This is a genomic window from Actinoplanes sp. NPDC051861 (assembly GCF_040681145.1).
Classification (GTDB): domain Bacteria; phylum Actinomycetota; class Actinomycetes; order Mycobacteriales; family Micromonosporaceae; genus Actinoplanes.
Genome location: NZ_JBFAYE010000029.1, coordinates 91,185 through 115,646 on the forward strand (window position 1 = coordinate 91,185; position 24,462 = coordinate 115,646).

The 24,462-nt window shown below is 70.7% G+C and carries 22 protein-coding genes; 10 read left to right on the forward strand and 12 right to left on the reverse strand.

The features are described 5' to 3' along the window. Nucleotides 1-22: 22 nt before the first annotated feature. Genes AB0M02_RS42785 through AB0M02_RS42815 form a run of 7 tightly spaced genes read right to left on the reverse strand, consistent with a single transcriptional unit; the run spans nucleotide 23 to nucleotide 8,418 of the window. A complete protein-coding gene (locus AB0M02_RS42785; protein WP_364238240.1) occupies nucleotides 23-1,018 on the reverse strand; it encodes a hypothetical protein in 996 nt (331 codons plus the stop codon). Next, complete coding sequence (locus tag AB0M02_RS42790) at nucleotides 1,015-1,998, reverse strand: hypothetical protein (protein ID WP_364238241.1); 984 nt, start codon at nucleotides 1,996-1,998, stop codon at nucleotides 1,015-1,017. The genes AB0M02_RS42785 and AB0M02_RS42790 overlap by 4 nt, the downstream gene beginning before the upstream one ends. Further along, nucleotides 1,995-3,551: a hypothetical protein gene (locus AB0M02_RS42795; protein WP_364238242.1), complete on the reverse strand. Its 1,557-nt coding sequence runs from the start codon at nucleotides 3,549-3,551 to the stop codon at nucleotides 1,995-1,997. The genes AB0M02_RS42790 and AB0M02_RS42795 overlap by 4 nt, the downstream gene beginning before the upstream one ends. 1 nt (nucleotide 3,552) lies before the next feature. Then, nucleotides 3,553-4,569, reverse strand: coding sequence for a pseudaminic acid synthase (pseI, locus tag AB0M02_RS42800; RefSeq protein WP_364238243.1), 1,017 nt, complete (start codon nucleotides 4,567-4,569; stop codon nucleotides 3,553-3,555). Beyond that, nucleotides 4,566-4,997 carry a GNAT family N-acetyltransferase gene (locus tag AB0M02_RS42805; RefSeq protein ID WP_364238244.1) on the reverse strand — a complete coding sequence of 144 codons (432 nt, stop codon included), beginning with the start codon at nucleotides 4,995-4,997 and terminating at the stop codon, nucleotides 4,566-4,568. Before AB0M02_RS42805 ends, pseI begins: the two co-directional genes overlap by 4 nt. 37 nt (nucleotides 4,998-5,034) lie before the next feature. After that, nucleotides 5,035-6,105 carry a glycosyltransferase gene (locus AB0M02_RS42810; protein ID WP_364238245.1) on the reverse strand — a complete coding sequence of 357 codons (1,071 nt, stop codon included), beginning with the start codon at nucleotides 6,103-6,105 and terminating at the stop codon, nucleotides 5,035-5,037. A gap of 45 nt (nucleotides 6,106-6,150) precedes the next feature. Further along, nucleotides 6,151-8,418 (reverse strand): EAL domain-containing protein, encoded by a 2,268-nt coding sequence (locus tag AB0M02_RS42815; RefSeq protein ID WP_364238246.1) that lies wholly within the window; start codon nucleotides 8,416-8,418, stop codon nucleotides 6,151-6,153. 118 nt (nucleotides 8,419-8,536) lie between these two features. Here AB0M02_RS42815 and AB0M02_RS42820 point away from each other — a divergent pair, with 118 nt between their 5' ends. Next, nucleotides 8,537-10,078: an amino acid permease gene (locus AB0M02_RS42820; protein ID WP_364238247.1), complete on the forward strand. Its 1,542-nt coding sequence runs from the start codon at nucleotides 8,537-8,539 to the stop codon at nucleotides 10,076-10,078. Here AB0M02_RS42820 and AB0M02_RS42825 read toward each other — a convergent pair. Beyond that, nucleotides 10,050-10,550: a hypothetical protein gene (locus AB0M02_RS42825; protein WP_364238248.1), complete on the reverse strand. Its 501-nt coding sequence runs from the start codon at nucleotides 10,548-10,550 to the stop codon at nucleotides 10,050-10,052. The two genes, AB0M02_RS42820 and AB0M02_RS42825, sit on opposite strands and share 29 nt — an antisense overlap. A 158-nt stretch (nucleotides 10,551-10,708) precedes the next feature. Here AB0M02_RS42825 and AB0M02_RS42830 point away from each other — a divergent pair, with 158 nt between their 5' ends. The 6 genes from AB0M02_RS42830 (at nucleotide 10,709) to AB0M02_RS42855 (ending at nucleotide 16,301) form a co-directional block, all read left to right on the forward strand. Next, entirely contained in the window at nucleotides 10,709-12,301 is a 1,593-nt protein-coding gene (locus tag AB0M02_RS42830) for an alpha/beta hydrolase (protein ID WP_364238249.1), read from the forward strand. Nucleotides 12,302-12,531: 230 nt separating this feature from the next. Next, nucleotides 12,532-13,119, forward strand: a complete 588-nt coding sequence (locus tag AB0M02_RS42835) for a TMEM165/GDT1 family protein (RefSeq protein WP_364238250.1) — start codon at nucleotides 12,532-12,534, stop codon at nucleotides 13,117-13,119. An 8-nt stretch (nucleotides 13,120-13,127) separates the two neighbouring features. Continuing rightward, entirely contained in the window at nucleotides 13,128-14,366 is a 1,239-nt protein-coding gene (locus AB0M02_RS42840; protein WP_364238251.1) for a tetratricopeptide repeat protein, read from the forward strand. Between the two features lie 39 nt (nucleotides 14,367-14,405). Further along, nucleotides 14,406-15,134 carry a tetratricopeptide repeat protein gene (locus AB0M02_RS42845; protein WP_364238252.1) on the forward strand — a complete coding sequence of 243 codons (729 nt, stop codon included), beginning with the start codon at nucleotides 14,406-14,408 and terminating at the stop codon, nucleotides 15,132-15,134. Between the two features lie 2 nt (nucleotides 15,135-15,136). After that, the gene (locus AB0M02_RS42850; protein WP_364238253.1) at nucleotides 15,137-15,520 is read left to right on the forward strand and encodes a RidA family protein; all 384 of its coding nucleotides are present in this window, start codon (nucleotides 15,137-15,139) and stop codon (nucleotides 15,518-15,520) included. Between the two features lie 64 nt (nucleotides 15,521-15,584). Next, entirely contained in the window at nucleotides 15,585-16,301 is a 717-nt protein-coding gene (locus AB0M02_RS42855) for a LamG-like jellyroll fold domain-containing protein (RefSeq protein ID WP_364238254.1), read from the forward strand. Here the strand turns inward: AB0M02_RS42855 and AB0M02_RS42860 are convergent. Further along, entirely contained in the window at nucleotides 16,298-17,488 is a 1,191-nt protein-coding gene (locus tag AB0M02_RS42860) for a glycoside hydrolase family 18 protein (RefSeq protein ID WP_364238255.1), read from the reverse strand. The genes AB0M02_RS42855 and AB0M02_RS42860 overlap by 4 nt on opposite strands. A 75-nt stretch (nucleotides 17,489-17,563) precedes the next feature. On the opposite strand from AB0M02_RS42860, the gene AB0M02_RS42865 reads away from it, so the two are divergent. Beyond that, complete coding sequence (locus tag AB0M02_RS42865) at nucleotides 17,564-19,591, forward strand: alkaline phosphatase family protein (RefSeq protein ID WP_364238256.1); 2,028 nt, start codon at nucleotides 17,564-17,566, stop codon at nucleotides 19,589-19,591. A 6-nt stretch (nucleotides 19,592-19,597) separates the two neighbouring features. Further along, nucleotides 19,598-20,704 (forward strand): hypothetical protein, encoded by a 1,107-nt coding sequence (locus AB0M02_RS42870; RefSeq protein ID WP_364238257.1) that lies wholly within the window; start codon nucleotides 19,598-19,600, stop codon nucleotides 20,702-20,704. On the opposite strand, the gene AB0M02_RS42875 is transcribed toward AB0M02_RS42870, so the two are convergent. The 3 genes from AB0M02_RS42875 to AB0M02_RS42885 all read right to left on the reverse strand — a co-directional run bounded on the left by AB0M02_RS42875 (nucleotide 20,701) and on the right by AB0M02_RS42885 (nucleotide 23,340). Beyond that, nucleotides 20,701-21,525: an SDR family NAD(P)-dependent oxidoreductase gene (locus AB0M02_RS42875; protein WP_364238258.1), complete on the reverse strand. Its 825-nt coding sequence runs from the start codon at nucleotides 21,523-21,525 to the stop codon at nucleotides 20,701-20,703. The two genes, AB0M02_RS42870 and AB0M02_RS42875, sit on opposite strands and share 4 nt — an antisense overlap. Before the next feature lie 160 nt (nucleotides 21,526-21,685). Further along, nucleotides 21,686-22,348 (reverse strand): DedA family protein, encoded by a 663-nt coding sequence (locus AB0M02_RS42880; protein ID WP_364238259.1) that lies wholly within the window; start codon nucleotides 22,346-22,348, stop codon nucleotides 21,686-21,688. Between the two features lie 179 nt (nucleotides 22,349-22,527). Further along, complete coding sequence (locus AB0M02_RS42885; protein WP_364238260.1) at nucleotides 22,528-23,340, reverse strand: RNA polymerase sigma factor SigF; 813 nt, start codon at nucleotides 23,338-23,340, stop codon at nucleotides 22,528-22,530. Between the two features lie 316 nt (nucleotides 23,341-23,656). Between AB0M02_RS42885 and AB0M02_RS42890 the strand changes: the two genes are divergently transcribed. Further along, nucleotides 23,657-24,127, forward strand: coding sequence for an ATP-binding protein (locus tag AB0M02_RS42890; RefSeq protein WP_364238261.1), 471 nt, complete (start codon nucleotides 23,657-23,659; stop codon nucleotides 24,125-24,127). The last annotated feature ends 335 nt before the right edge of the window (nucleotides 24,128-24,462 follow it).

Here is a 24,462-nt window from a genome sequence, read left to right on the forward strand (position 1 = left end):
GACGATCTTGAAGAAGGGGAAATCAGGGGTGGCCGAGCGGACAACGGCACTCAGCCGGTCCGGTGGTGCTCACCTCGATACCGGACATCTCGACACCGGCGGCCTGTTCGAACAGGACCGGGGACCACGAATCGCCGGTGCCGGACCCGATCAGCCGGCAGTCACGGACGGTGACGTCGCGATACGCCAGGACGCTCACCACGCCGTCGACCTCGCTGCGGCCCCAGCCGGCCACGCGGACCGCGTAGCGCGGGCCGGACCAGCGGACGCAGACGTCGCTGACCTCGATACGCGCGCCGACGTCCTCGGACGAGGAGACGAACCGGTCGGTGTTGTCGCCGGGGAGCAGGCGGAAGCCCATCTCCACGTCGCGCAGGCACGCGCCGGTCACCCGTACGTCGTGCACCGAGCTGAGGTAGAAGCCCTCGATCGCGTCGCGGACCCGCAGGCCGGTGACGGTGAGCCGGTTGGGGTGGACGGTGGGCCCGGTGATCGACGAGACGTCGGCGCCGGCCGCGCCCCAGTGCACCGCCAGGCCGGTGTATCCGCCGGTGACGGTGACGTCGTGCAGGGACACGTCCCGCACGGCACCCATCACGCCGACGCCGTTGGCGGTACGCAGGCTCCGGTGGTCCACGTGCACCCGGCGCACGTCGACGCCGTCGATCCACTCGGGCTCGGACCGGTACAGGTACTCCCCGACGGTCAGCCCGGTCCCGCGGTCGCCGCCGTGCTCACCCGGGTCCGACGGCGCCGGGCGCAGGCCGAGGTCGCTGATCGCGACGTCGGAGCCGAGCACGTGCAGCACCGGATGACCGGTTCGGGCCTCGGTGACCAGCCAGGTTTCGGCGGACGAGACACCCGTCAGCGTCCAGCCGCCCGGCACCCGCAGCCCGTCGGCGAGCACGTGCTGCCCGGCCGGCAGTTCCAGTTTGCCGGGCGGGGCGGTGTCGAGCAGGGTCTGCAGGGTCTGATGGTTGGCCAGCGGGTCGGCCCCGAGCGCCGGGCGGTGGGTCACGGCTGGTTCACCGCCACGGTCACCGGGGCCGGTGCGGGCACCGGGGTCAGCCGCCAGGACAGGGTCGGCTGCGGCGTCGCGGATCCGAGCAGCACCGGACCGGTGGGCGGCTCGGCCAGACGGATCACGGCGCCGCCGTCACGGTGCTCGACCGTCAGCCGTACCGGGTCGCCGGTGAGCAGGTCGGCGCCGAGGACGTCGCCCAGGTGACCGGGCCGGTTCGGAACGGCCCGCCACGCCACCCGGCGTCCCGCTCTGGCGACCTTGAAGACGGCCCGGGCCGGCTTACGCTTGGTGATCCGGTTGCTCGGCGTGATCGCCACCGGGGGTGCGGTCGGCGCGGAGCCCGTGGTGAGCCGGTGCACGAGAGTGCTGCCGGGCTGCACGACGGCGAAGTCGCATCCGGTGAAGCCGTTCGGTCCCTCGATCGGGGCGGGCGCCGGCTGTTCGCGTACAAAAATGCTGTTGAACCTCAGGCCCACCGCGGACAGCGGGCTCAGCCGCTTGGCCGCCCACGACGGATGCCCGATTTCCGCGAGTTCCACGATGAGAAGGCCGTTCCCATCGAGTTCCGCGGCCGTCAGGTCGAAGGAGAGTACGGCCTCGGCCGCCGCGGCACCCCGCCAGCCCTGCCGCCGCGCCAGCACCGCGGCGCCCCGGATGCGACCCTGCGCCCGCACCGCGACCAGCCGGGGGATCTCCGGCGCCAGCCGGGAGGGACGCACCTTGTCGGACCACCAGCGGGTGGCCAGCTCGTCGAGACCGATCGCGACGCTGACCCGGACCGGACAGCCCGGCGTGTTCACCTTGACCGCGACCGCGCCGAACTCACCGTTGATCCGGCCCACGATCCCGTTGCCCCGAACCACCTGGTCGAGGATGGTGACCGACGGATCGAACCCCCGGGTCAGCTCCAGCGGCAGATCGGCCGGCGAGTGGGGTTCGTCGAACTCGGTGTGGAACCACCTGCCGACGCTCATGACAGATCGGTCCGGGTGAGCAGCGGCTCGCGCCGCGTCCACATCCGCTCGACCGTCTCGAACAGCGGGTCGGCGTCGCTCTCGATGTGCCGGAACGTCGCGCGCATCGTCTTGAGCAGGATGTTCGCCGGCCACACCTCCCACTGCGGCACGTGTGGGGTGACCACGTCGGAACCGCTGCGGTAGAGCCAGAGCCAGAGGCGGGCGCGCCGCACCTGCTCCTCGGTGACCAGCGTGGCGCCGTCCCGGAGGGCCTGGATGCTCTCGTCGAGCGTCTTGAAGTACGCGTCCTGCGAGTCCACCACCGTGGAGAGCCCGCACGAGCTCCACTCGGACCAGCCCGCCTGCACCACCGGGATGCCGTACGCCGGAAGCTCGTTGCTGACGCTGCCCCGCACCGTGACGCCCAGATCGGTGAGGCTCCAGAGCGCGTTCTTGCTGATCGACGAGCTGGGCCGGAAGATCAGGTGCTGGTCCTTGCGGTGCTTTCGGCTGAGGCTGCCGAAGAAGCCGGTCGAGTCGTACAGCGCCTGGCTCGGGTGATCGAGGAAGAGCCACTGGGCGTCGTCGCGGGCGGCCGCCCATGCCGCGGTCTCGGTGAACCAGTCGGCCAGACTCGGGAACAGCTCCCGGTTGGTGCCGAGCGCGTCCGAGACGGCGTGGTTGAAGACGGCCACGATCGGGCGGTCCGGGTCGAGGCCGAAGCGGGCGGCGGCGTGTGAGCGCAGCACCTTGCGCTCGGCCGGGTTGCTCAGGTCCACCGACGCCGACGTGCCGCCGCGCCACCAGCTCGGCCGGCCCAGGTTCACCTTGGCCCGCCAGGCGATCAGCTCGGTCACCCGGTGCAGCCGGTCGCGGCGCGGCCAGACCTGGGCCTCGAACATCTCGCCGATCTGCCGGGTGAGCTCCTCGCGGAACGTCCCGGTCCCGGTGTCGTGCTCGGGGAAGAGCGCGTACGCCTTGAGGCACCCGGTCTGCTGGGTGTGCACCACCGGCACCGAGGCACGCCGGGCGACGTCCACGGCGAGGCCCCACTGGTCGTAGTCGACGTGGCTGGTGACCAGGGCGACGACGTTGCGCCGGAACTGCTCCTCGTAGAAGGCCGCGAGGGCGTTGCCGTATCTCACTCGCTCCGCAGGCGGGTTCTCCCGCAGCCGCGGCAGTTTGGCCAGGCGGGCGTCGGTGGCGGCAATGTTCTGCGAGACGTCGAACGACGGTTTTGCGTCTGATTTGCGGACTATGTCCCAGACGTCGATCGTCTCCGACGCGCCGTAGGACTCCGCCAGCTCACGCACGAGCGAGACGTCGAAGCCCTTCCACAGGGTCTTGTGCCAGGCCTCCTCGACGCCGGTGAAGACGATCATCCGCGCCGGGTGGATCATCCGGATCGCGTTGGCCACGGCGAGGTTCCGCAGCGTGACCCGCAGATCCTGGTGGAACGCCTCGACCAGGATCACCGCGTCGTCGGTGACCGGCGGCAGGTTCTTCTGCCAGAAGACCTCGGCCGCGCTGAGGAAGTGCTTCCACTCCTGCTTGTTCGCCGTCAGGTGCACGTCAGATCAGATCCCAGGTAAGCGGTGTGCCCTTGGCGGCGTCGGTGCGGAACACCCGGCCCATGACGGTGCCGATCTGGTCCGGGTCGAGGCCGCCGGTCGGCCGGATGGAACGAACGTTCTCCGCCGTCACCGGCTCGCCCGCGACGACGTCGGTGACCACGTAGAGCGAGCGCCGGAAGCGCAGGCTCTCCCTCTCCGCCTCGGTCGGGCCGATGCGGGTGGTGCCCAGCGCCTGCCAGGCCCGCTCCGACTCCACCACGAGGGCGGCCAGTTCGGCGGGCTCGAGCGAGAACGCCGAGTCGACGCCGCCGTCCGCGCGGTCCAGCGTGACGTGCTTCTCGATCAGGACGGCGCCGAACGCCACGGCGGCGATCGGTACCCCGATGCCGAGCGTGTGGTCGCTGAGCCCGATCGGCAGGCCGAGCGCGTCGGCGAGCACCGGGATGCGGCGCAGGTTGGTCTCCTCCGGCGGGGCCGGGTACGACGCGGTGCAGCTCAGCACCGTGATGTCGGTGGCGCCGGCACCCTTGGCGGCCTCGACCGCGGCGCTGATCTCCTTGAGCGTGGCCATGCCGGTGGAGATGATGATCGGCTTGCCGGTCGATGCGCAGAGACGAATCAGCGGCAGGTCGGTGATCTCCGACGAGGCGATCTTGTACATCGGCGCGTCGAGCTTCTCCAGCAGTTCGACAGCGGTCCGGTCGAACGGGCTGGAGAACGGCGTGATGCCCCGCTCGCGGGCCCGTTCGAAGATCGGCTCGTGCCAGTCCCAGGGCGTGTGTGCCCGCTCGAAGAGCTGGTAGAGGTAGTCACCGCCCCACAGGTCGTGCCCCTTGGAGATCTGGAAACGCGGGTGCTTGACGTCCACGGTCATGGTGTCCGCGGTGTACGTCTGGATCTTGATGGCGTCCGCACCGGCGTCGGCGGCGGCGTCCACCAGCTGAAGCGCCCGGTCGAGGGAACCGTTGTGGTTGCCCGACATCTCCGCGACGATGTACGGCTTGGATTTGGTCATTTCGCTCTCTCTGTCGCTTTTCGCTCGGTCCAGACGACCGTCTTCGGCACGCCGTCGACAAGGCGTTCGTATCTGCGCGTCTCCCGGAAGCCGAACCGCCGGTGCAGTGCGAGAACCTGCTTGTTCTCGGCGAGCGTCTCGCCGCCGAGAGTCTCGAGGCCGAGCGTGCCGAACGCGTACTCGACGGCCTCTTTCTCCAGCCGCATCCAGGCCTGGAGCAGGCGTGGGCCGAGCCCCTCGACGTCGAGGTAGAACGACCATGTCCCGCCGTTGAAGATCACGACTCCGGCGGGTCGCCCTTCATCCTGATAAATCAGGACATTGGCTTTGCGGGAAGCCCACCAGGCGGCGTGCTCCTCGGGCTGTATCTCATGGGTGGTGAGGCTGACCGCTCGTACCGCTGGGTGATTACGCCAGCTCAGCACCATGTCGCGATCGGAGTCGAGGGCGGGTCGAAGCACGCCGTCAACGTAGGGATGTGGTTTGGACCGTTCCTTGCGCTGAGGGGAGGTCCGGGGAAACCACAGGTGTCCGTTCGGTGGACCGGCGCGCGTTCTTCCGCAGACCAGCCATGCGGTACCCCGTACGCATCGCCGCGTACATGGTGTAGCTGTTGGCCGCGACGAGCCGGTGCTTGAGGCCGGGCGTGCCGGCGGGCGGCAGGTAGCCCGCGGGGCGGTGCCGCCGGTACAGCCCGGCGACCTTCCGGAAGAACGAGCGCCGGCGGGCCGGGTGGACCCGCGAGTCGTTGCCGGCCACCACCAGCAGGTGACTGATCATCAAGGTGAACAAACGGATACGCAGAGCCGGGTCGACGCCCGTGTTGTCGAGCCAGGCGTGCAGCCGGTCGTACTGCTCGAAGGCCTCGAAGTGCCGGTCGCTGCGGGTGGCGGTGATCGCGCCGAACCGGCCGACCCGGTAGTGGTAGCAGACCCGGTTGAGCACGTCGACGCGCTCGGCGGCGAGCAGGACCGGGTTGGTGAACGGGACGTCCTCGTACCAGCCGGGCGGGAACCGCAGGTCGTGCTTGGCCAGGAAGTCCCGGCGCAGGATCCGGTTCCACGCGGTGTGCTGCACGCCGAGCAGGCGCTCCAGCGTGTGCGGGCCGGCGAGCAGCGGTGAGCTGGCGTCGGTCTGCAGCCGGCCGTTCTCGTGCACCCGCAGGTGGTCGACGAGCAGGACGTCGGGCTCGGTCTCGCGGAGCCGCTCCAGGACCGCCCGCACCGAACCGGAGGGCAGCCAGTCGTCGCTGTCGACGAACCAGACGTACCGGCCGCGGGCCTCGACCAGGCCGGCGTTGCGGGCCAGACCCAGACCGACGTTGCTGGACAGGTGAAGGACGCGCAGGTCACCGTGACGTTCGGCGTACCCGTCCAGCATCGCGCCGCAGGCGTCCGGCGAGGCGTCGTCAACCGCGATGACCTCGACCTGCGCGTTCTCCGTGGCCGTCAGGCCGGCGCGGATCGACTCGAGGCACTGGTAGAGATAGCCCTCGACCGCATAGACCGGCACCACGACGGTCAACAGAACGTCCATGTGGCCACCGTTGACCGTGGACGTTAAGCCGAGGCGAACGGCGACCTACGTCACAGGCAATTCTGGCCGTCGCTCGGCCGGAAACAGCAGGTCGTGCATGGCCTGGGTGGTGAGCGGCTCGGCGAAGTAGTAACCCTGGCCCAGCTCGCAGTTGCCGTCCGCGAGCTCGCTGAGCTGTTCGGCGTCCTCGATGCCCTCGGCGATCGTGGACAGCTGCAGCGCCTGGCCCAGCTGGATGATCCCGAGGGTGAGCGCGGTGGCCGTCGGCATGTCGCCGACGTCGTCCACGAACGACTTGTCGATCTTGATGATGTCGACCGGGAACATCCGCAGATACGCCAGCGACGAGTACCCGGTGCCGAAGTCGTCGATGGCCAGCCGGACCCCGAGCTCCTTGATCGCCTCCAGGCGCCGCAGCGTCTCCGGGCGATGATCGACGATCAGCGACTCGGTCAGCTCGATGACCAGGCAGCGGGCCGGCAGCCCGCTCTCGGCCAGCGCCGAGCGGACCACATCCGGCAGGTCGGCGCGGTCGAGTTGGACCGCCGAGAGGTTCACGCTCACGGTCAGCGGCTGGTCGCCGCCGCGCTTGGTGTTCCACCGGGCCGCCTGCCGGCAGGCCTCCCGCAGCACCCACTCGCCGATCGGCACGATCATGCCGGTCTCCTCGGCGAGCGGGATGAAGTCGAGCGGCGGGATCATGCCGCGGTCCGGGTGCTGCCAGCGGACCAGCGCCTCCAGGCCGGAGATCTCGCCGGTGCGCAGCCGCACGATCGGCTGGAAGCGCAGCTCGAACTCGTGCCGGAGCACGGCGCGGCGCAGGTCGGCCTCCATCTCCAGGTGTCGTTGGAAGGACTCGCGCATCGCCGGTTCGAAGACCGCGTACTGGTCCTTGCCCTGCTTCTTGGCCTCGAACATGGCCAGGTCGGCGCGGACCAGCAACTCCTGGGCGTCCTGTGCGCCGTTCTCGCCGTACGCGACCCCGATGCTGCAGGTCACGAACGTCTCCCGGCCGTCGAGGTCGAACGGGTCCCGCATCGCCGTGACGATCCGCTGGGCCACCGGGACAACGGCCTCGACGTCGGCGATGTCCGGCAGCAGCACGGCGAACTCGTCGCCGCCCAGCCGCGCGGCCGTGTCATCGGTGCGCAGGCACTCCCGGAGCCGCTCGGCGACCGCGATCAGCAACTGATCGCCGGCGTTGTGCCCGAGCGCGTCGTTGATCACCTTGAACCGGTCGAGGTCGACCAGCAGGGCGGCCACCCCGCCGGAGCGTGTGGTGGCGAGCGCGGTCTCCATCCGGGTGACGAACAGCGAGCGGCTGGCCAGCCCGGTCAGGTTGTCGTGGAACGCCTGGCTCATCTCGCGCAGCGTCCGCGCGTCGGTGATGGCGAGGCTGACGTGCTCGGCGAAGGCCAGCAGCATCTCCTGCGCCGCCTTGTCCCACTCGCGCCGGGCCGCGACGGTCCCGGCGAACATGGCGCCGACCACCACGCCGTTCTCGTGCACCGGCACGGCCATCACGCTCTTGAGCTTGGCCCGGGCGACCTCGGGTACGGCGATCGGCGAGTTGGCGTAGTCGTCGACGGCGACCAGCTCGTCGCCCATGATCGCGAGCCCGGCGACGCCCAGCGTGGCGATCGGGACCCGTTGCATCCGGCTGACGCCCTCGGCCGGGACGCCGTGCGAGGCGACCAGGCTGGTAAGCGCCGGATCGTCGGTGTCCAGCAGGATGATCCCGGCCAGCTCGACGTCCAGCAGTTCGGCGGCGCTCGTCGTGGTCAGGTTGAGGATGCGCCGCAGCGGCTCGCGCCGGGCGATCGCCCGCTGCACGGTGCTCAGCTCGTCGAAGAGGCGCTGCCGCCGCTGCAGCGAGTCGATCAGTCGGCTGTTCTCGGCGGCCTGCCGCCGCTCCGCCTCGATCAGCTGCAGCGCCTGCAGGCTCAGCTCCAGCACCCGCGCCATGCCGCGTAGCAGCGTGACCTCCTCGACGCTGAACATGCCGTCGCGGCGGCCCAGCGCCAGCACACCGGTGGACGACCCGCCGAGCGGTGCCAGCGCGACGGTGTACGAGGTGCCGTCGACCTCCATCGAGGTGCGGCGGCCGGCGGCGATCTCGGCAAGCGCGTACGCCGGGATCCGCTCGACCGGCAGCCCGACGGCCGCGACCACGTCACCGTCGACCACCAGCACCGCGAGATCGGCCTCGAGCGCGCGGACCGCACAGTCGACGGCGGCGTGCTGCGCGGCTGCCTCGTCGGGCCGATCGGCGACCACGGCGAGGAACTCCGTCAGTTGCTGGGTTGCTTGCACGTTGGTTGCAGTCGGCGGGCCCCGGTGCCAGTTGAGGAAAATGCCAACATGGTCACGAACGGTCAGTAACCCATTACGTAAGGTTGCCAAAAGGTTGCCGGTACGCCTCAATGGATCCGTGGGCACTACCGAGGATGATCCGCCGCACGCCCTCGCACCCGGCCGCATCGGCGCTGCCTTCGTCGCCATTTTCGGTCTCGCGGCCGCCGTTCCCGTCGTCACCCTGGTCACCCTGGTCCCGTCCGCCTTCGCCGCCGCCGCGGGACCGCTGGTGCCGCTCACGTTCGTCGCCGTCGCCCTCGTGCTGCTGCTCTTCTGGGGCGGGTACGCGGCGATGGCCCGCCGTGCGCCGAGCGCCGGTGCGGCGTACCCCGTGATCGCCCGCGGCCTCGGCCGCCCCGCCGGACTGATCGCGGCCTGGCTCGCGATCGCCGGTTACCAGGCGATCCAGTTCGGTCTCTACGTCCTGGCCGGTGCCGCCGCCGCACCCCTGCTGCGAACCTGGTTCGGCGTCGACGCGCCCTGGTGGGCGGTGGCCGCGGCCTGCTGGGCGTTGGTCGCGACAGTCGGCACCGTGCGGGTGGAGGTCGCGGCCGGGGTGGTCGCCCTGTTCGCCGTCGCGGAGGCGGCCGTGCTCGTGGGTGTCGCCGCCGCCAACGTGGTGGACCCCGATGCCGGCCGGGTGACCCCCGCCTCGATCGTCCCCGATCCGGCCACCGTCGACCGTCCCGTCCTCGGTCTGCTGCTCGCTGCCGGGGTGCTGGCCTTCGCCGGCTTCGAGACGACCGCCAACTACGCCGAGGAGACCACCCGCCCCGGCCGTGGTGGCTACGGCGCGGTCGTCATGGTCGCGCTCCTGCTCGGGGGTGTCTCCTGGTCGATGATCGTCGCCGCCGGGCCGTCGCTGATCACCGGTACGGCCGGGTCCCATGGCGGTGGGCTGCTGGTCGAGCTGGCGGCCGAGCGGGTCGCGCCGTGGGCGGTGACCCTGGCCCGCGCGACGCTGCTGGTCGGACTGCTGGCCGGTCTGCTGGCACTGCACCACGCCATCGCCCGCTACCTGTACGCGATGGGCCGCGAGCGGGTGCTCCCCGGCGTACTGGGACACACCGGCCGCCGCACCTCCGCACCGCGCGCCGCCTCCCTGACCCAGTCCCTGATCGCGGGTGCCGCCCTGGCCGGTGCGTACGCGGCCGGCGCCTCCCCCGGTCCGGCCGATGCCCGCTGGCTGCTCGCCGGCGGCACGCTCAGCATCCTGGTGCTGGTCACCGGCATGTCACTGGCCGCTCTGCTGCACCTGAACCGGAAGCCGGCGGGAGAAGGCGCCTGGACCCGCTTCTTCGCGCCCCTTCTGTCCACTGTGGCCCTTGCCAGCCTCGGCTACCTGGCGTTCCGTGACCTCCCGGCCCTGCTCGCCCTGCCCGCCGGAAGCGCCCGGGTCTGGGTGGTCCCGGGTGCGCTCGGCGGGTGCCTGGTGTTCGGCCTGGCACACGCCCTGCTGCTCCGCCTGCTGCGCCCGGTGATCTATGCCGGGATCGGGCTGGCCGGAGCCGCCGTGGTGATCACCCCCGGGCCGCCCTTCATTCCGCAGCAGCGGACCCCCGGCGCGCACCGGCCGGAGCGGATCGAGGTCAGCCAAAAAAGTCCTGAACCTGAGTGAGCGTGAGATAGCCCTGCTGCTCCAGCTCGCGCGGGATCGACGGCAGCCCTCTCGCGGTGACCGGCACGTCGCCGGGATCCGACTGCGGCGGCGACGGCTCGGGCGTCGGCGGCAGGTCCGGCAGCGCCATCGCCTCCTTGATCACCTCGAACATCGTCCGCACCTCCGAGCTGGCCCGCCGGGCGAGCTCGTCCCGGTCCGACTCGACCGGCGGCAGTTCACAGGTGAAGTTGGCCCGCAGCTGGTCGTTGATGCGGCGGATGTCGGCGCTGGGCCGCAGGTGGTCGAGCTGTCCCTCGGTGACGATGCCGAGCTCGCAGCCGGCGAATCCGGAGCAGTGCCACCACTGCTGCCAGCGCGGGTCCGCGTCCAGGGTCTGTACGGCGTGCTGGAGCGCGACCAGGTAGTGCCGTGGCGCGCGGCCGTCGCGAGTTGCCGTCCCCAGCCGCGGGTGGAGCCAGAACTCGTCCATGGTTCGCATGGTGACAGGCAAATCGGCCGAGCATGGGCATTCCGGGCGGGCGCGTCGTCCGGAAAGTCGACCTCGTACGGGGCCCTCCCGGCGTGGACGGGTGGCGGAAGCCCGATTCACCCACAACATAAAGGGTGAATCGGACACAAGGGGCGAACATGAGAAGATTCTGGGCGGTGGCCACCACGGTTGCGCTCTGCGCGGTCGGTGCCGCGGTCACTGCGGCGCAGGCCGACACACGGGGCGGCATCGTGTGGGGCCCCTGCGCGGACGCGACCCTGAAGGCGCAGAGCGCGGAGTGTGGGTTCGTCAGCGTGCCGAGGGACTATGGCGAGCCGGGCGGCCCCAAGATCAAGCTGGCCGTGTCGCGGGTCAAGCACACCGTGCCGGCGGCGAAGTACCAGGGCGCGATCCTGGTCAACCCGGGCGGGCCGGGCGGCGAGGGCGTGGGCATGGCGACGCTCGGCAGCCACGTGCCCAAGGGCGCCGGTGCGGCGTACGACTGGATCGGTTTCGACCCGCGCGGGGTGGGCGCGAGCACGCCGAAGCTGACCTGTGACAGCGACTACGCGGGGTACAACCGTCCGGCGTACGTGCCGTCCACGGCGGCGATCGAGAACGCGTGGCACGCGCGGACCAAGGCGTACGCGGCCGACTGCGCCAAGGCCGGCGGCCCGCTGCTGGACAACATGCGCACCGAGGACTCGGTACGCGACATCGACAGCATCCGGCGTGCGCTCGGCGCCGAGAAGATCAGCTTCTACGGCTTCTCGTACGGGACGTACCTCGCCCAGGTCTACGCCACCCAGTACCCGCAGCGGGTCCGCCGCATGGTGATGGACGGCGTGGTCGACCCGGGCCGGGTCTGGTACCGCTCCAACCTCGACCAGGACATCGCGTTCGACCGCAGCATCAAGGTCTACTTCGCGTGGATCGCCAAGCACGACGCGATCTACCGCCTGGGCCGCACCGCGAAGGACGTGGAGGCGCTCTATTACCGCCAGCTCACCGCCCTGGCCGCCAAGCCGGCCGGCGGGCTGATCGGCCCGGCCGAGCTGACCGACATCTTCCTGCAGCCGGGCTACTACATCTTCGGATGGGAGGCCACCGCGCAGGCCTTCTCCGCCTGGGTCAACCGCAAGGACCCGCTGGGGCTCAAGCGCCTGTACGACGAGAACCACCCGCAGGGTGAGGGCGACGACAACGGGTACGCCGTCTATCTCGCCGTGCAGTGCACCGACGCCCGCTGGCCGTCGGACTGGAAGAAGTGGTCGCGCGACAACTGGCGGGTGCACCGCGAGGCGCCGTTCGAGACCTGGGGCAACGCCTGGTACAACGCGCCCTGCCGGCACTGGGCGGGCAAGGTCGGCCGCCCGGTCGAGGTGACCGGCAAGAAGGCGCCGGCGGTCCTGATGATCAGCGAGACCCTGGACGCCGCCACGCCGTTCTCCGGCGCCCTGGAGGCCCGCCGCCGGTTCCCGCTGTCCGCGCTGGTCGAGGGCGTCGACGGCACCACGCACGCCGGCTCGCTGTTCGGCAACGCCTGCATCGACGACACGATCGCCGACTATCTGGCCACCGGCGCGCTCCCGCGGCGGGTCAAGGCGAACCGGTCGGACAAGCAATGCGCGCCGATCGCCCAGCCGAACCCGTCCGCTCCCACCGCCGGTGTGGTGGCCGTGCCCGCCGGCAAGCGTGCCGGCAACGTCGGTGACCGGCTCCGGTTGCAGCGGCTCATCCACGGAGGCTGAGGTCACAGGCCCGGCGGTGGACTCCACCGCCGGGCCCTGAGCTATGCTCGGACCCGCGAAGGGGAGTAGCTCCCAATGTCGCGGTCGACATACTGAGTCCGGTTCTCCGGATTCCGGCCGCGCGGCCTCGTTCCCGAGGCGAGCGAGACCTTCGACCAGGCCGTATTTGTTACGGCCGGGTCGAGGTCGCCCTGCGCCCCCTCCCGGCCGTTGGTAACCGGGAGACGTTTGTGGAAGGTTTTCTGGCCGCTCTGGCCATCAGCTTCGCGGTCATCTTCGTGGCCGAGCTGGGTGACAAGTCGCAGCTCATGGCGATGACGTTCGCCACCCGATACCGCGCGATGCCGGTCCTGATCGGCATCACCGTGGCGACCGCCGTTGTCCACCTCGTCTCGGTCGGCATCGGTTACGGCCTGGGTGCCGCCCTCCCGACCGGCTGGATCCAGCTGATCGCCGGTGTCGCGTTCCTCGGCTTCGGCGCCTGGACGCTGCGCGGTGACCGGCTCACCGACGAGGAGAAGAGCAAGGCCGAGCGGTCCACCGGTTCGGCGATCCTCGCCGTGGGCGGCGCGTTCTTCCTGGCCGAGCTCGGCGACAAGACCATGCTCGCCACCATCACCCTGGCCACGCAGCACGGCTGGTTCGGCACCTGGATCGGCTCGACCGTCGGCATGGTGGCCGCCGACGCGCTCGCCATCCTGGTCGGCCGCTACCTCGGCAAGCACCTGCCCGAGCGAGTGATCAAATTTGGTGCCGCCGCGCTGTTCGCTATCTTCGGCATCTGGCTGATCGCCGAGGGCGTGATCGAGCTTCGATAGGAGTCGCCGTGTCACAGTCCCGGTCGGAGATGGCCCGGATGCGGTTGCTGCGTGGCGAGCCGGCGGCCGCCGCGGAGCTGCTGGGCCCGGTGCTGGCCGCCGACCCGGACGACGTCACCGCGCTGATCCTGATGACCCACGCCCAGCTGGCACTGAAGAAGCCGCGACTCGCCGAGGAGACGGCGCGGCGGGCGGTGCGGCACGCGCCCGACTGGCCGGACGCGCTCGGCGCGCTCAGCCGGGTGCTCACCGCGCTGGACCGCCACGACGAGGCGATCGCCACGGCTCGTGAGGCGCTGCTGCGGCAGCCGGAGAACGCGTATCGGCACAACCGGCTGGCGTGGGCGCTGCTCGAGGACGGCCGGTTCCCGGTCGAGGCCGAGCACGCGGCACGCGAGGCGGTGCGGCTGGATCCGGAGGAGGCTGACTTCCGGATCACGTACGCCATGGTGATGAAGCAGCTGAACCTGCTGGACCGGGCGCGGCAGGCACTGCGTGACGCGCTCGCGCTGGAGCCGGAGAACGCGGTCGCCCAGCACGAACTGGCCGCGCTCGACGTCGTGCACCACCACCCGTTCGCGCTGAGCCGCCTGGCCCGGGGCGCGTCCGGGCTGGTCGGGGCGCTGCGGGCGGACCCGCGTCAGGAGGCGAGCCGGTTCCTGCTGGACGTCGCCCTGCGCCAGTTCCTGGTGTACACGTCGATCATCCTGGTGCTTCTGGCGTACATCGGCTGGCGCCTGGCGGCGGACTCGCCCGGTGCCGCGCGGGTGGTGGCACTGCTGGCGGCGCTGGCGCCGGCCGCGTACGCCGGCTTCTTCCTCGCCCGGCTGGACCCGGCGCTGCGCCGTTACCTGCGCGATCTGCTCGCGCACGGCCGGCAGCGGGTGGCGGCCGCCGCTGCCGCGCTGGCGCTCGGCCTGCTGTTGTTCGCGGTGGTCGCGCCGAATGGCTGGCTCACGGTCGTGCTGGGTACGGCGACTGCGGCCGGGTTCGCGGTCCGGCTGCTCACCGCGCCGGCCGAGGAGCCCGGCGAGACCGGGCGCGGCCTGTCCAATCACTCGCTCTGGCTGGTCGCCGGGGTTCTCCTGGCGGTGGCCACCGGCCTGGCGGCCACCGAGGTCGCGGACCCGGCCTGGCGCCCGGCCGCCGTCGCGGTGACCCTGGCAGCGGCGGCCGCGTGTCTGCTGATCGTGATTCGCCGCCGGCGCCGAAATCGTCTCAGCTTTTCGCGGGACGTGCCGAAGTAGGGGGGTGATCCCCATCCCCGTGCCTTCCGGAGCGGTCCGATGACTGACCTCGCACAGTCCGACCGGCTGGCGGCTCCCCCCGCCGGCCACGGTCCCGCCACGCGCCCCTTCGCCGACCCGGCCGACCTGACCGTCGCCCGCGCGGCGGCCCTCTTCGAGCACCTGCAGCCGGAGAATGCGGCAGAGGTGCTCGCGCCGGCGCTGGCCGCCAACCCCGGCTCGGCGGCCGGATGGATCCTGATGGCACGGGTCCGGCTCGCACTCGACCAGGTGGAGCCCGCGCTGGACGCGGCGTCGCGTGCGGTCGAGCTGGCACCCGACGACCCGCGCCCGCTGGGCATCGCGAGCCGGGCGCTGACCCTGCTCGGCCGGCACGACGAGGCGATGAGCATGGCGTACCGGGCGGTCGTGGTAGAGCCGAAGAACCCGCTCTGGCACGACCGGGTGGCCTGGGCACTGCTCGCCGCCGATCGGCAACTGGGCGACGCCGAGCAGGCCGCGCGTACGGCGATCGGCCTCGACCCGGGCGAGGCGCACTACTACTTCACCCACGGTGTCGCGCTGGCCGCGCTGGGCCACGTCGACCAGGCCCGGCAGGCGCTGCTCACGTCGCTGCGGCTGGAGCCCGGCAACCCGGTCGCCAAGCACCGGCTCGACGTGCTCAACGGCGAGGCGGTGCCGATGGCCGAGAAGAAGAAGCGCGGCTGGAAGCTGTTCGGCCGTAAGGAGGACAACCGGCCGGCGCGGCCGGAGGAGTACCGTCCCTGAGCATGGAGCGGCGTTCGATCTTCAGTGGCTCGACGTTCGAGGAGCGGTTCGGATACGCCAGGGCGCTGGTCGACGGCGACCGGGTCTACGTGTCGGGCACGACCGGTTTCGACTACACCTCGATGACCATCTCCACGGACGTCGCGGAGCAGGCCGAGCAGTGCCTGAAGAACATTCAGGCGGCGCTCGCCGAGGCCGGCGGATCGATCGCGGACGTGGTGCGCGTGCGCTATCTGCTTCCCGATCCGGCCGACTTCGAGGCGTGCGCGCCGGTGCTGCACCGATGGTTCGGGGTGGTCCGCCCGGCCGCCACAATGCTGGTCTGCGGGCTGCTGGATCCCCGAATGAAGATCGAGATCGAGGTGGACGCGAGGCTTCGCCGGTAATCCGTACGGGGTTTGTAAACGGGCAGATAAGACTACACGTAATAATTCGGTCATGCGATCATGTTTGTCCGCTGCGCTCCTGGCCATCGTGACCGTTGCCGCTTCCGCACCGGCACGGGCCAGCGGCCCCGCTCCCGACCAGCCCGCGGCGTCCTTCATCGCCCGGTACGGCTTCAACGGGCGGTCGAGCGCGATCATCGACGAGTCCGGCAACGGGCACACCCTGCGGGTGCTCTCCTTCCACGGTGGTCAGGTGCGGCAGGTGGCGCACGGACCCGGAACCGCGCTGGCGTTCCCGGGCAAGTGCACCGCCCGCGTGTGCCCGCACGTGGTGCTGCAGAGTCAGGACTCCGCCGACCTCAACCCGGGCACCCGGAACATCGCCTTCGGCGCGGACGTGATGCTCGCCCCGGGGCAGACGAGTCAGGGGCAGAACGTGCTGCAGAAGGGCTACTCGCGGACCAGCAGCCAGTACAAACTGCAGATCGACGGGGTCGCCGGGCGGCCCAGCTGCGTGCTGGTCGACGAGCGGCGGCCGACGATCCGGATCGCGCGCAGCTCGGTCACCACGGCGGACGGGCAGTGGCATCGGGTGCGGTGCCAGCGGACCGGCACGGCGTTGGAGATCTACGTGGATGACGTGATGCGGGGGCGTACGGCGGTGCCGGCCGGACTGTCGGTGAGCAACAACCAGCCGCTGAGCATCGGGGCCAAGGGCGCGTACCGGGACAACGACCAGTTCAACGGGACCCTGGACAACGTCTGGGTGAGGATCGGCTAGTGGCCCATGGCGGTCAGGAGGGCGCTGTCGGGGGTGTCCCCGGACAGTTCCCAGGCGAACAGGCCGCCGAGGGAGCGGCTTCGGGCGTACGCGACCTTCGCGGCGATCGTCTCCGGGGTGTCGTATGACCACCACTGGGCGCCGCAGTGCGCGTACGCCGTGCCGCCGGCCGTACCCGTCGGCGGGCACCGGTCCTTGAGCACGTAGTAGTCCTCGATCCCCTCGCCGAACCGCCCCGGCGCCGGCCCGGTCGCGCTCGCACCCGGCCCGGCACCCGACACGCCGGTCCAGCCGCGGCCGTAGAACCCCACTCCGAGCAGTACCTTCTCCGCCGGGACGCCGAGTGCCAGCAGTTCGGTCACGGTCGCCTCGGCGGTCGCGGTCTCCCGCGGGATCCCGGGGTACGCGCTGAGCGCCGAGTGCGGAGCCGTCTTCTGCTCGGCCACCGTCGTGCCGGTGCCGAAGTAGTCGTACGTCATCGCGCCCAGCCAGTCCGCGTGCCGCGCCGCACCGGCGTAGTCGGTTGCCCGCAGCTTGCCGATGTCGCCCGGCACCGCCGCGCTGATCAGCGCCTGGGGACCGAGCGCGGCCCGCAGCGCCTCGAGTATCCGGGTCAGCGCGTCCCGCCCGCTCGTGTCGCACTCCAGTCCGCAGGCGTTCGGGTACTCCCAGTCGATGTCGATGCCGTCGAACAGCCCGGCCCAGCGCGGATCGTTCAGCAGCGCCCTGCAGGACTCGGCGAACGCCACCGGGTCCTTCGCCGCCTCGGTGAACCCGGCGGACCCGGTCCAGCCGCCGAACGACCAGAGCAGCTCCAGTTTCGGGTACTCCGCCTTCAGCTTGCGCAGCTGACCGAAGTTGCCCCGCAGCGGGTCGGCCGGCGAGTCCGCGACACCGTCCACACTGTCCGGCGCACCGACCGGTTTCTGCGTGGCGGCCCAGTCGTCGCCGATCGCGCACCGGCCGTCGGTGACCTCGCCGAACGCGTACTTCAGGTGGCTGAGCCGGTCCGCGGCGCCGCTGTCGCGCAGGTTCTTCACCCGGTACCCCCGGCCGTAGACACCCCATTCAGTGAAATAGCCGGCCACCACCTGAGATGCCGGCGGCGGGTCCGGGCGTGGCCGGGAATCGCACGAGGCGACCGAAGCCAGGAGAATCAGGGACAGAAGGGCCGAGCGAAGGCGCACCGGCACGAAGGTAGCCGCTCAACCGGTGCGTCGGCCGCTCGTTCCCTCGAACGAGTCCTGTGCAAAGGTCATGACGTGGCACTCAGTCCGCCGTCGGCGCGCTCCCTGTTCGCCTGGCGCCGTGTCCTCAACCGGATGCGGGCGGTACTCCGCAGTGCCCTGACGACGTTCGTGGTGCTCACGTTCACCCTGTGGCTGATGCCGGGTGTGGCCTCCACCGACATCGTCGACGTCCTCGGCCTGGTCGTGCTCGTCGCCGCGGTCGGCGCGGTGCTGCGACCGTTGCTGCTGCTCGGGATCACCGCGCTCGGCGGGTGGGGCGCGATGCTCTTCGGCGTGGTCGCGCAGGTCGTGGTCATGGTGGTGGCCCTGGAGCTCGACCCGGCCGGGCAGATCAGCGGGCTGCCCACGCTGGTGGCCGCCGCGATCCTGGCGGTGGTGGTCGCCGCCCTGCTCGACTGGATGGCCGACGCCGGCAGCGACGACACGTTCGTCCGGGAGGCGCGCCGGCTCATGCGCGGGGTGCGCCGCCGGGCGGCCAGGCGTGCCGGCGGCCCGCTGCTGACGTTCCGGCGCCCCCAGCCCGGCACCGAGCCGGGCCTGCTCATGGTGCAACTCGACGGCGTGGCCGAGCCGGTGCTGCGCTGGGCGGTGCGGGCCGGCAACCTGCCCACCCTGGGACACTGGCTGCGCACCGGCAGCCACACGGTCCGGCCGTGGCACACCGGCCTGCCGTCCACCACGCCCGCCTCACAGGCGGGCATCCTGCACGGCGCGACACGGCAGGTTCCTGGTTTCCGCTGGTACGAGAAGGACACCGGCAAGCTGATGGTCTCCAACCGGCCGCGCGACGCCGCGATCATCGAGACCCGGATCAGCGACGGCAACGGGCTGCTGCGCGACGGCGGGGTGAGCATCAGCAACGCGTTCAGTGGTGACGCCGTGACGAACCTGCTGACCGTCAGCCACGCGGCACTGCCCGGCCGCTCGGCCCGGGGCTGGGCGGCGTTCATGGCCTCGCCGTACGGCTTCACCCGCGCCCTGGTCCTCGGGGTGGCCGAGGTGTTCACCGAGTTGCACCAGGCACGCCTGCAGCGGCGGCGCAACCTGCAGCCGCGGGTCAGCCGCTCCGGCGCGTTCCTGGCGCTGCGCCCGGCCTCGATGCTGCTGCGCGACGTCAACGTCTCGCTGGTCGCCGAGCAGATGGCCCGCGGCGTTCCGGCGATCTACTGCGACCTCGTCGACTACGACGAGGTGGCGCACCACGCCGGCCCGGCCCGGCCGGAGTCGATGCGGCAGCTGGAGAGCCTGGACCGGATGCTGGGCGTCCTGGAGCGCCTGGCGCCGGAGGCGGCCCGTCAGTACCACCTGGTGGTGCTCTCCGACCACGGGCAGAGCCAGGGAGCCACGTTCCGCCAGCGGTACGGCGAGACCCTCGACGAGGTGGTCGACCGGCTCGCCGCCGCGCCGGTTTTCGCGGCCGAGTCGGAGAACACCGTGCCGTCGTCCGCGCCGCTGCTCGTCGTCTCCTCCGGCAACCTGTCGATGATCTACCTCAACCGGTTCCCGCGGCGGGTGAACAGGGCGGGCATCGAGCACGCCTATCCGCGTCTGATCAGCGGGCTCGCGGCGCATCCGGGTGTCGGCCTCGTCGTGGTCCAGGACGACGACGAGGGCGCGGTGGCCCACGGGTCGGGCGGCACCAACCGGCTGCGTGACGGGCACGTCGAGGGGGTTGACCCGCTTCTGGCGTACGGGCCGCGCGCCCGCCACGACCTGCTACGTCATCAGGGTGCCGCGCACATCGGCGACCTCGTGGTGATCAGCGCGGTGGACCCGGTGACCAGTGAGGTCTCGGCGTTCGAGGAACTGGTCGGTTCGCACGGCGGGCTCGGCGGCTGGCAGACCGAAGCGGTCCTGGTCCACCCGTCGAGCTGGCCGGTCTCCGGCGAGCTGGACGGACCGGACGCGGTGCACCGGCAGCTCCTGGACTGGCTGAGCATGCTGGGCCTGCGCCGGGCCGAGCCGGCGCCGATCGAGGCCGGTGAACCGGTTCGTGCCGAGGATCTCGAACCGCGACTTTCCCGCAGTCACGATGGTTAAGGCAATGTGCGTTCTGTCCTAGCCTTCCTTCTCGTCCTTTTCGCCGCGGCTCCGGCACAGGCCGTCGGCACCGCCGTCCGGGCCGCGCCGACCTTCAACGGAACCGTGTACGCGATCGCCTATCGGGGCGGCACCGTCTATGTCGGCGGCTCGTTCACCAGGGCTTCCTGGGCGGGGCGCGACTTCGAGCGGCAGCGGCTGGCGGCGTTCGACGCGCGTACCGGCGAGCTGCTGGACTGGGCGCCGGTCGCGGACAGCACGGTGCGGGCGCTCGCGACCACCTCCGACAGCGTGTACGCGGCCGGCTACTTCCACTCGATCGGTGGCCAGAAACGGGACGCGGTCGCGCGCCTCGACCCCTCCGACGGCACCGTCCGCACGTTCACCCACGCGGTCGACGGGACCCCGTACGCCCTGGCCGTCGGCAACGGCCGCCTCTACCTGGCCGGCAGCTTCACCGCCGTGGACGGCAGCCGGCGTCGCAACCTGGCGGCGTTCTCCCTGGAGAGCGGCAAACTGGACAGGGGCTGGAAGTCGAACACCGACGACACCGTGCACACCATCGCGGCGGCGGGGTCGCAGCTGTTCCTCGGCGGCGCCTTCCACAAGGTCAACGGGGTGAGCAGCATGCTGCGGCTGGCGGCGGTCAGCGGGCACACCGGGGCGCTCGACACCGGCTTCCGGCCGCGGGTGACGGCGGAGGTCAACGCGATCACTGTGGACCGCTCGGGGGTCTATGCGGCGACCGGGGGGCAGGGTGGGCGGGCGGTGGCGTACAAAATGGATGGTTCTCTTCGTTGGCAACGGGTCTTCGACGGAGATGCGGTGGCGATCACCAACCTGGACGGGGTGACCTATGTCGGCGGGCATTTCGACCGGGCCTGCCTCACCCCGCGCAACGGGCCGCAGGGCACCTGCCTGGACGGATCGCTGCCGCGGGTCAAACTCGCCGCGATGACCGGCGCCGGCCAGCTGACCGGCTGGGCACCGCAGGCCAACGGCGTCATCGGCGTCCGGGTCCTGACCGCGAACCGGGCCGCCGGCACCGTCGACGCCGGCGGCGACTTCACCACCATCGCCGGCCTGATCCGGCCCCGTTTCGCCAGCTTCTAGCTCCGGCTCCGGGTGACGAACTCGCTGATCGCCCAGTAACGGGTGGGAGTGATCCGCGCCAGCCAGTCGCCGGCTCGGGCCTCCGGGGCGATCAGCAGCCGGGGGCGGCGGGCCTGGACCGCCGCCACGATCTTCCGGGCGGCGTCCTCCGGCGGCATCCGCAGGGCGGTCTCGGCGAACTTGCGCGTCTGCGCGGCCAGCTCCGGATCGGGGTCACTGACGCGGGCGCTGGCCGCGATGTTCGTCCGGATCCCACCGGGGTGCACCACTGTCACGCCGACGCCGCGCGGCTCCACCTCGTGCCGCAGCGCCTCGGTGAAGCCGCGGACCGCGAACTTGCTGGTCGCATAGGCCACCTGGCCCGCCGGAGCGATCAGCCCGAACAGGCTCGACATGTTGACCACGTGCGAGCCGGGCCGCTCCAGCAGCTGCGGCAGGAACGCCTTGGTCACCCGGATCACCGCATGCAGGTTGATCTCCAGCAGCCAGTCGATGTCGGTGATGCTGTTCTGCTCGAACGTCCCGGTCAGCGTCACCCCTGCGTTGTTGATCAGAAGATCGGCGCCGGCATGGTGGGCCAGGACCTGATCGGCCAGGTCGCGGCGGTCGCCGCCATCGCTCAGATCGCAGATGTACGCGGAAACGTCCGCAGCTCCTGACTCTCGCGCCAGGGCGGCCACTCGGTCCAGCCCGTCGGCATCGCGGTCGACCAGCGCCAGCACCGACCGCCGCCGGGCCAGTTCCAGGGCGAGGGCTGCGCCGATACCGCTCGCTGCTCCGGTGATGACGCAGGTCCGCCCCGCGAACGTGAACCGCCGCAACCGGGGCCTCCTTCTCGTTTGTGGTGCCTGATGACCGCACAGGGTCCGGCTCGCCAATCTTCTCCCCGGTAGCGCCGCCTACGGGGGGCGCACCGACCGCTCAGCCGTCACAGGGCGCCTGAGGATCTGTCCGTGGGTTCGCTTCCGTGTCCGGAAACGATCAGCCCTGGGATTCCTCGATCACCTTGCCGGAGCGGGAGCGCCTGCGGCGGATGTGGCGGACGTGCAGGGTCACGTACGTACCGATCGCCACTGCCAGGACGCCGAGGACGATCCACTTGTACTTGTGGGCGTGCCCCATGATTTCGACGAGGTGGACGCCGAGCAGGTAGGCAACCGTGCACCACCAGCCCACCCAGAGCGCGGCGCCGATCGCGTTGTAGATCAGGAAGGTCTTCCAGGGCATCCGGGTGATGCCCGCGATCACGCCGTTGAGCTGGCGGAGCCCGTCGATGAACCGGGCCACGACGATGATCGAGTTGCCGCGCCGGGCGAAGAACTGCTCGGCCCGCTCCAGGCGCTCCGGGGTCACGAAGATGTAGCGGCCCCAGCGGTTCACGATCTTGCGGCCGCCGCGCAGGCCGATCCAGTAGCCGATGTTGTCGCCGATCACCGCCGTGATGAACGAGACGATCGCGACGATGTAGATGTTCATCCGGCCGGAACCGGCGTAGATGGAGGCAGCCACCATGATCGTCTGGCCCGGCGCGGGGACGCCGAAGCTCTCCACGCCGATCACTCCACCGATCGCCAGATAGCCCCAACGATCGAGGATCGGGGCGACACTCTCCAGGAGTCCGGGGAGCGATTCAGTAGGTGGCATCCGCTACACGGTAGCGCCAGCCGGGAGCGAGCCCACAGCGACCTGATACGGAAGAGTGGTCCGACCTTTTCCGATAATGACCAGCCGTAGGGGTTGCACGACGCTCCGTGGATCGGGTGACGGGGACAAGCGGACGGCGCCGGCCCTGTAGGACCGGCGCCGTCACTGGGGAGGGCGTATCAGAGTGCGTCGCTCGCCAGCTGGTTGCGCAGCTTGGCCAGCGCCTTGGTGAGCAGGCGCGAGACGTGCATCTGCGAGATGCCGATCTGCTCGGCGATCTGCGACTGGGTCAGGTTGCCGTAGAAGCGCAGCGTCAGGATCTTCTGCTCACGCTCGTCCAGCATCGCCAGGGCCGGGCCGAGCGCCACGCGGGTCTCGGCAATCTCGTACTCGTGGTCCTCGCCGCCGAGGGTGTCACCCAGCTCGGTGTTGCCGTCGGCGCTGATCGGCGTGCTGAGGCTGGTGGCGTTGTACGCCCGGGCGCCCTCCAGCCCCTCCAGGACCTCTTCCTCGCTGATGCCCAGGTGTGCGGCGATGTCCGGGACCGTCGGCGAGCGGCCGAGGCTGTGGGTCAGCGTGCTGTTGGCCTCGGTGATGGCCAGCCGCAGCTCCTGCAGGCGACGGGGCACGCGGACCGACCAGGTGCGGTCGCGGAAGTGGCGCTTGATCTCGCCGATGATGGTCGGGATCGCGTAGCCGGCGAAGTCGACGCCGCGTTCCGGGTCGAACTTGTCCACGGCCTTGATCAGGCCGACGGTCGCGGTCTGGATCAGGTCGTCGGTGGGCTCACCGCGACCGGAGTAGCGGTGGGCGAGGTGACGGGCGAGAGGCAGCCAGGCCTCGATCGCCCGATCCCGCAGCGACGCGCGTGACGGGTGGCCGGCGGGCATGGCGGCCATCGCGCTGAGCAGCTCTGCCGCGCTGTCCGCCGAACGCTCGGCGCTGGCGGCGGTCGACGGTGCGACCACCGTCGAAGTCTCAGTGACGGTCATGTCGTGGTCCTCCCTGGCACCTTTCCGGAGAGCCGGCCCTTATCGGGCCCGGTTGGTCGGGCGTCCATATCCATGGACAGCGGGAACTAACCGCTGTCCGGGCACACTTGGCCGTTCGGTTGCACCGACTCTAGCCGACGGGCCGAGCGAAGACTAGCCGAAAGTATGAGTCATTTATCGTGTCTAGACACCGCAAAAGGTATAACTTGGTTCGCTCTTTGAGGATTTTCACCGCCCCGGGGGTAAGCCATCTGGCCCGGTGTGGGCGAACTGGACGGCCCAGTGCTTTATGTCCCTCCGCGGGGAAGATGGACAGATGACCGCGCTGCCCGCTTCGGTGCCGCACCCGGGAGCCGTCGAACTGCGCTGCTGGGCACTCGACAGTTACAAGGGGCTGCGGAGGCTGAGGGCGGAGCTGCGCGAGGTGCTCATGGAAGTCATGGGGGTGCCGCTCGGGATGGTGGTGCCGCGCGGGGACGTGGTCGACCGGATGGCTGTGGTGACGACGGAGTTGGCGACGAACGCTCTGCGGCACGGGCGGGCGCCGACTGTCGTCCGTCTCCTGCAGGTGGAGGACCGGCTCGTGGTCGACGTCGCGGATCACGACGTGGAGGCGGAGCCCCGATTCGATCCGGACAGGCCACCAGGGCGCGGCGGGCTGGGGCTCGTGCTGGCGCGGACGTTCGCCACCGAGGTGGGTTGGTACCGCCGGGAGGGCACGAAGCACGTCTGGGCCAGTTTCCTGGACGACGGGGGCCGATTTGGAGCTGCCGGAGCGACCGGGTAAAGTTCTACGAGCCGGCAGGGAAACGGGCGAGCTTGCAGAGAGATCCGCAGCGGCCGTCCTGCCAAACCCCGGAAGATCTAGTGGACGACTCGTCGTGTACTCTTCTGCGGGCTCGAGCGAATTCCACGCTTGCAACTCCGGAGGGAAACCCCCGGATTTGGCGAGACGGAATGGCGAGGGTAAAGTTGAACGAGTGCCCCGGAGGGTGAGCCGCGAAAAGCGGATCTCCTGATGGTGTGCGGTTGTTCTTTGAGAACTCAACAGGGTGCTTGATAAGCCAGTGCCAATTATGGCAATACCCCGGCTCATCTTTTTGGGATGAGTGGGAGATTCCT

Coding starts and splice junctions, on each gene's coding strand:
- AB0M02_RS42830 (WP_364238249.1), top strand. CDS start 10,709: ATGAGAAGATTCTGGGCGGTGGCCACCACGGTTGCGCTCTGCGCGGTC.
- AB0M02_RS42810 (WP_364238245.1), bottom strand. CDS start 6,105: ATGGACGTTCTGTTGACCGTCGTGGTGCCGGTCTATGCGGTCGAGGGC.
- AB0M02_RS42805 (WP_364238244.1), bottom strand. CDS start 4,997: ATGGTGCTGAGCTGGCGTAATCACCCAGCGGTACGAGCGGTCAGCCTC.
- pseI (WP_364238243.1), bottom strand. CDS start 4,569: ATGACCAAATCCAAGCCGTACATCGTCGCGGAGATGTCGGGCAACCAC.
- AB0M02_RS42790 (WP_364238241.1), bottom strand. CDS start 1,998: ATGAGCGTCGGCAGGTGGTTCCACACCGAGTTCGACGAACCCCACTCG.
- AB0M02_RS42850 (WP_364238253.1), top strand. CDS start 15,137: ATGGAGCGGCGTTCGATCTTCAGTGGCTCGACGTTCGAGGAGCGGTTC.
- AB0M02_RS42880 (WP_364238259.1), bottom strand. CDS start 22,348: ATGCCACCTACTGAATCGCTCCCCGGACTCCTGGAGAGTGTCGCCCCG.
- AB0M02_RS42885 (WP_364238260.1), bottom strand. CDS start 23,340: ATGACCGTCACTGAGACTTCGACGGTGGTCGCACCGTCGACCGCCGCC.
- AB0M02_RS42890 (WP_364238261.1), top strand. CDS start 23,657: ATGACCGCGCTGCCCGCTTCGGTGCCGCACCCGGGAGCCGTCGAACTG.
- AB0M02_RS42845 (WP_364238252.1), top strand. CDS start 14,406: ATGACTGACCTCGCACAGTCCGACCGGCTGGCGGCTCCCCCCGCCGGC.
- AB0M02_RS42825 (WP_364238248.1), bottom strand. CDS start 10,550: ATGGACGAGTTCTGGCTCCACCCGCGGCTGGGGACGGCAACTCGCGAC.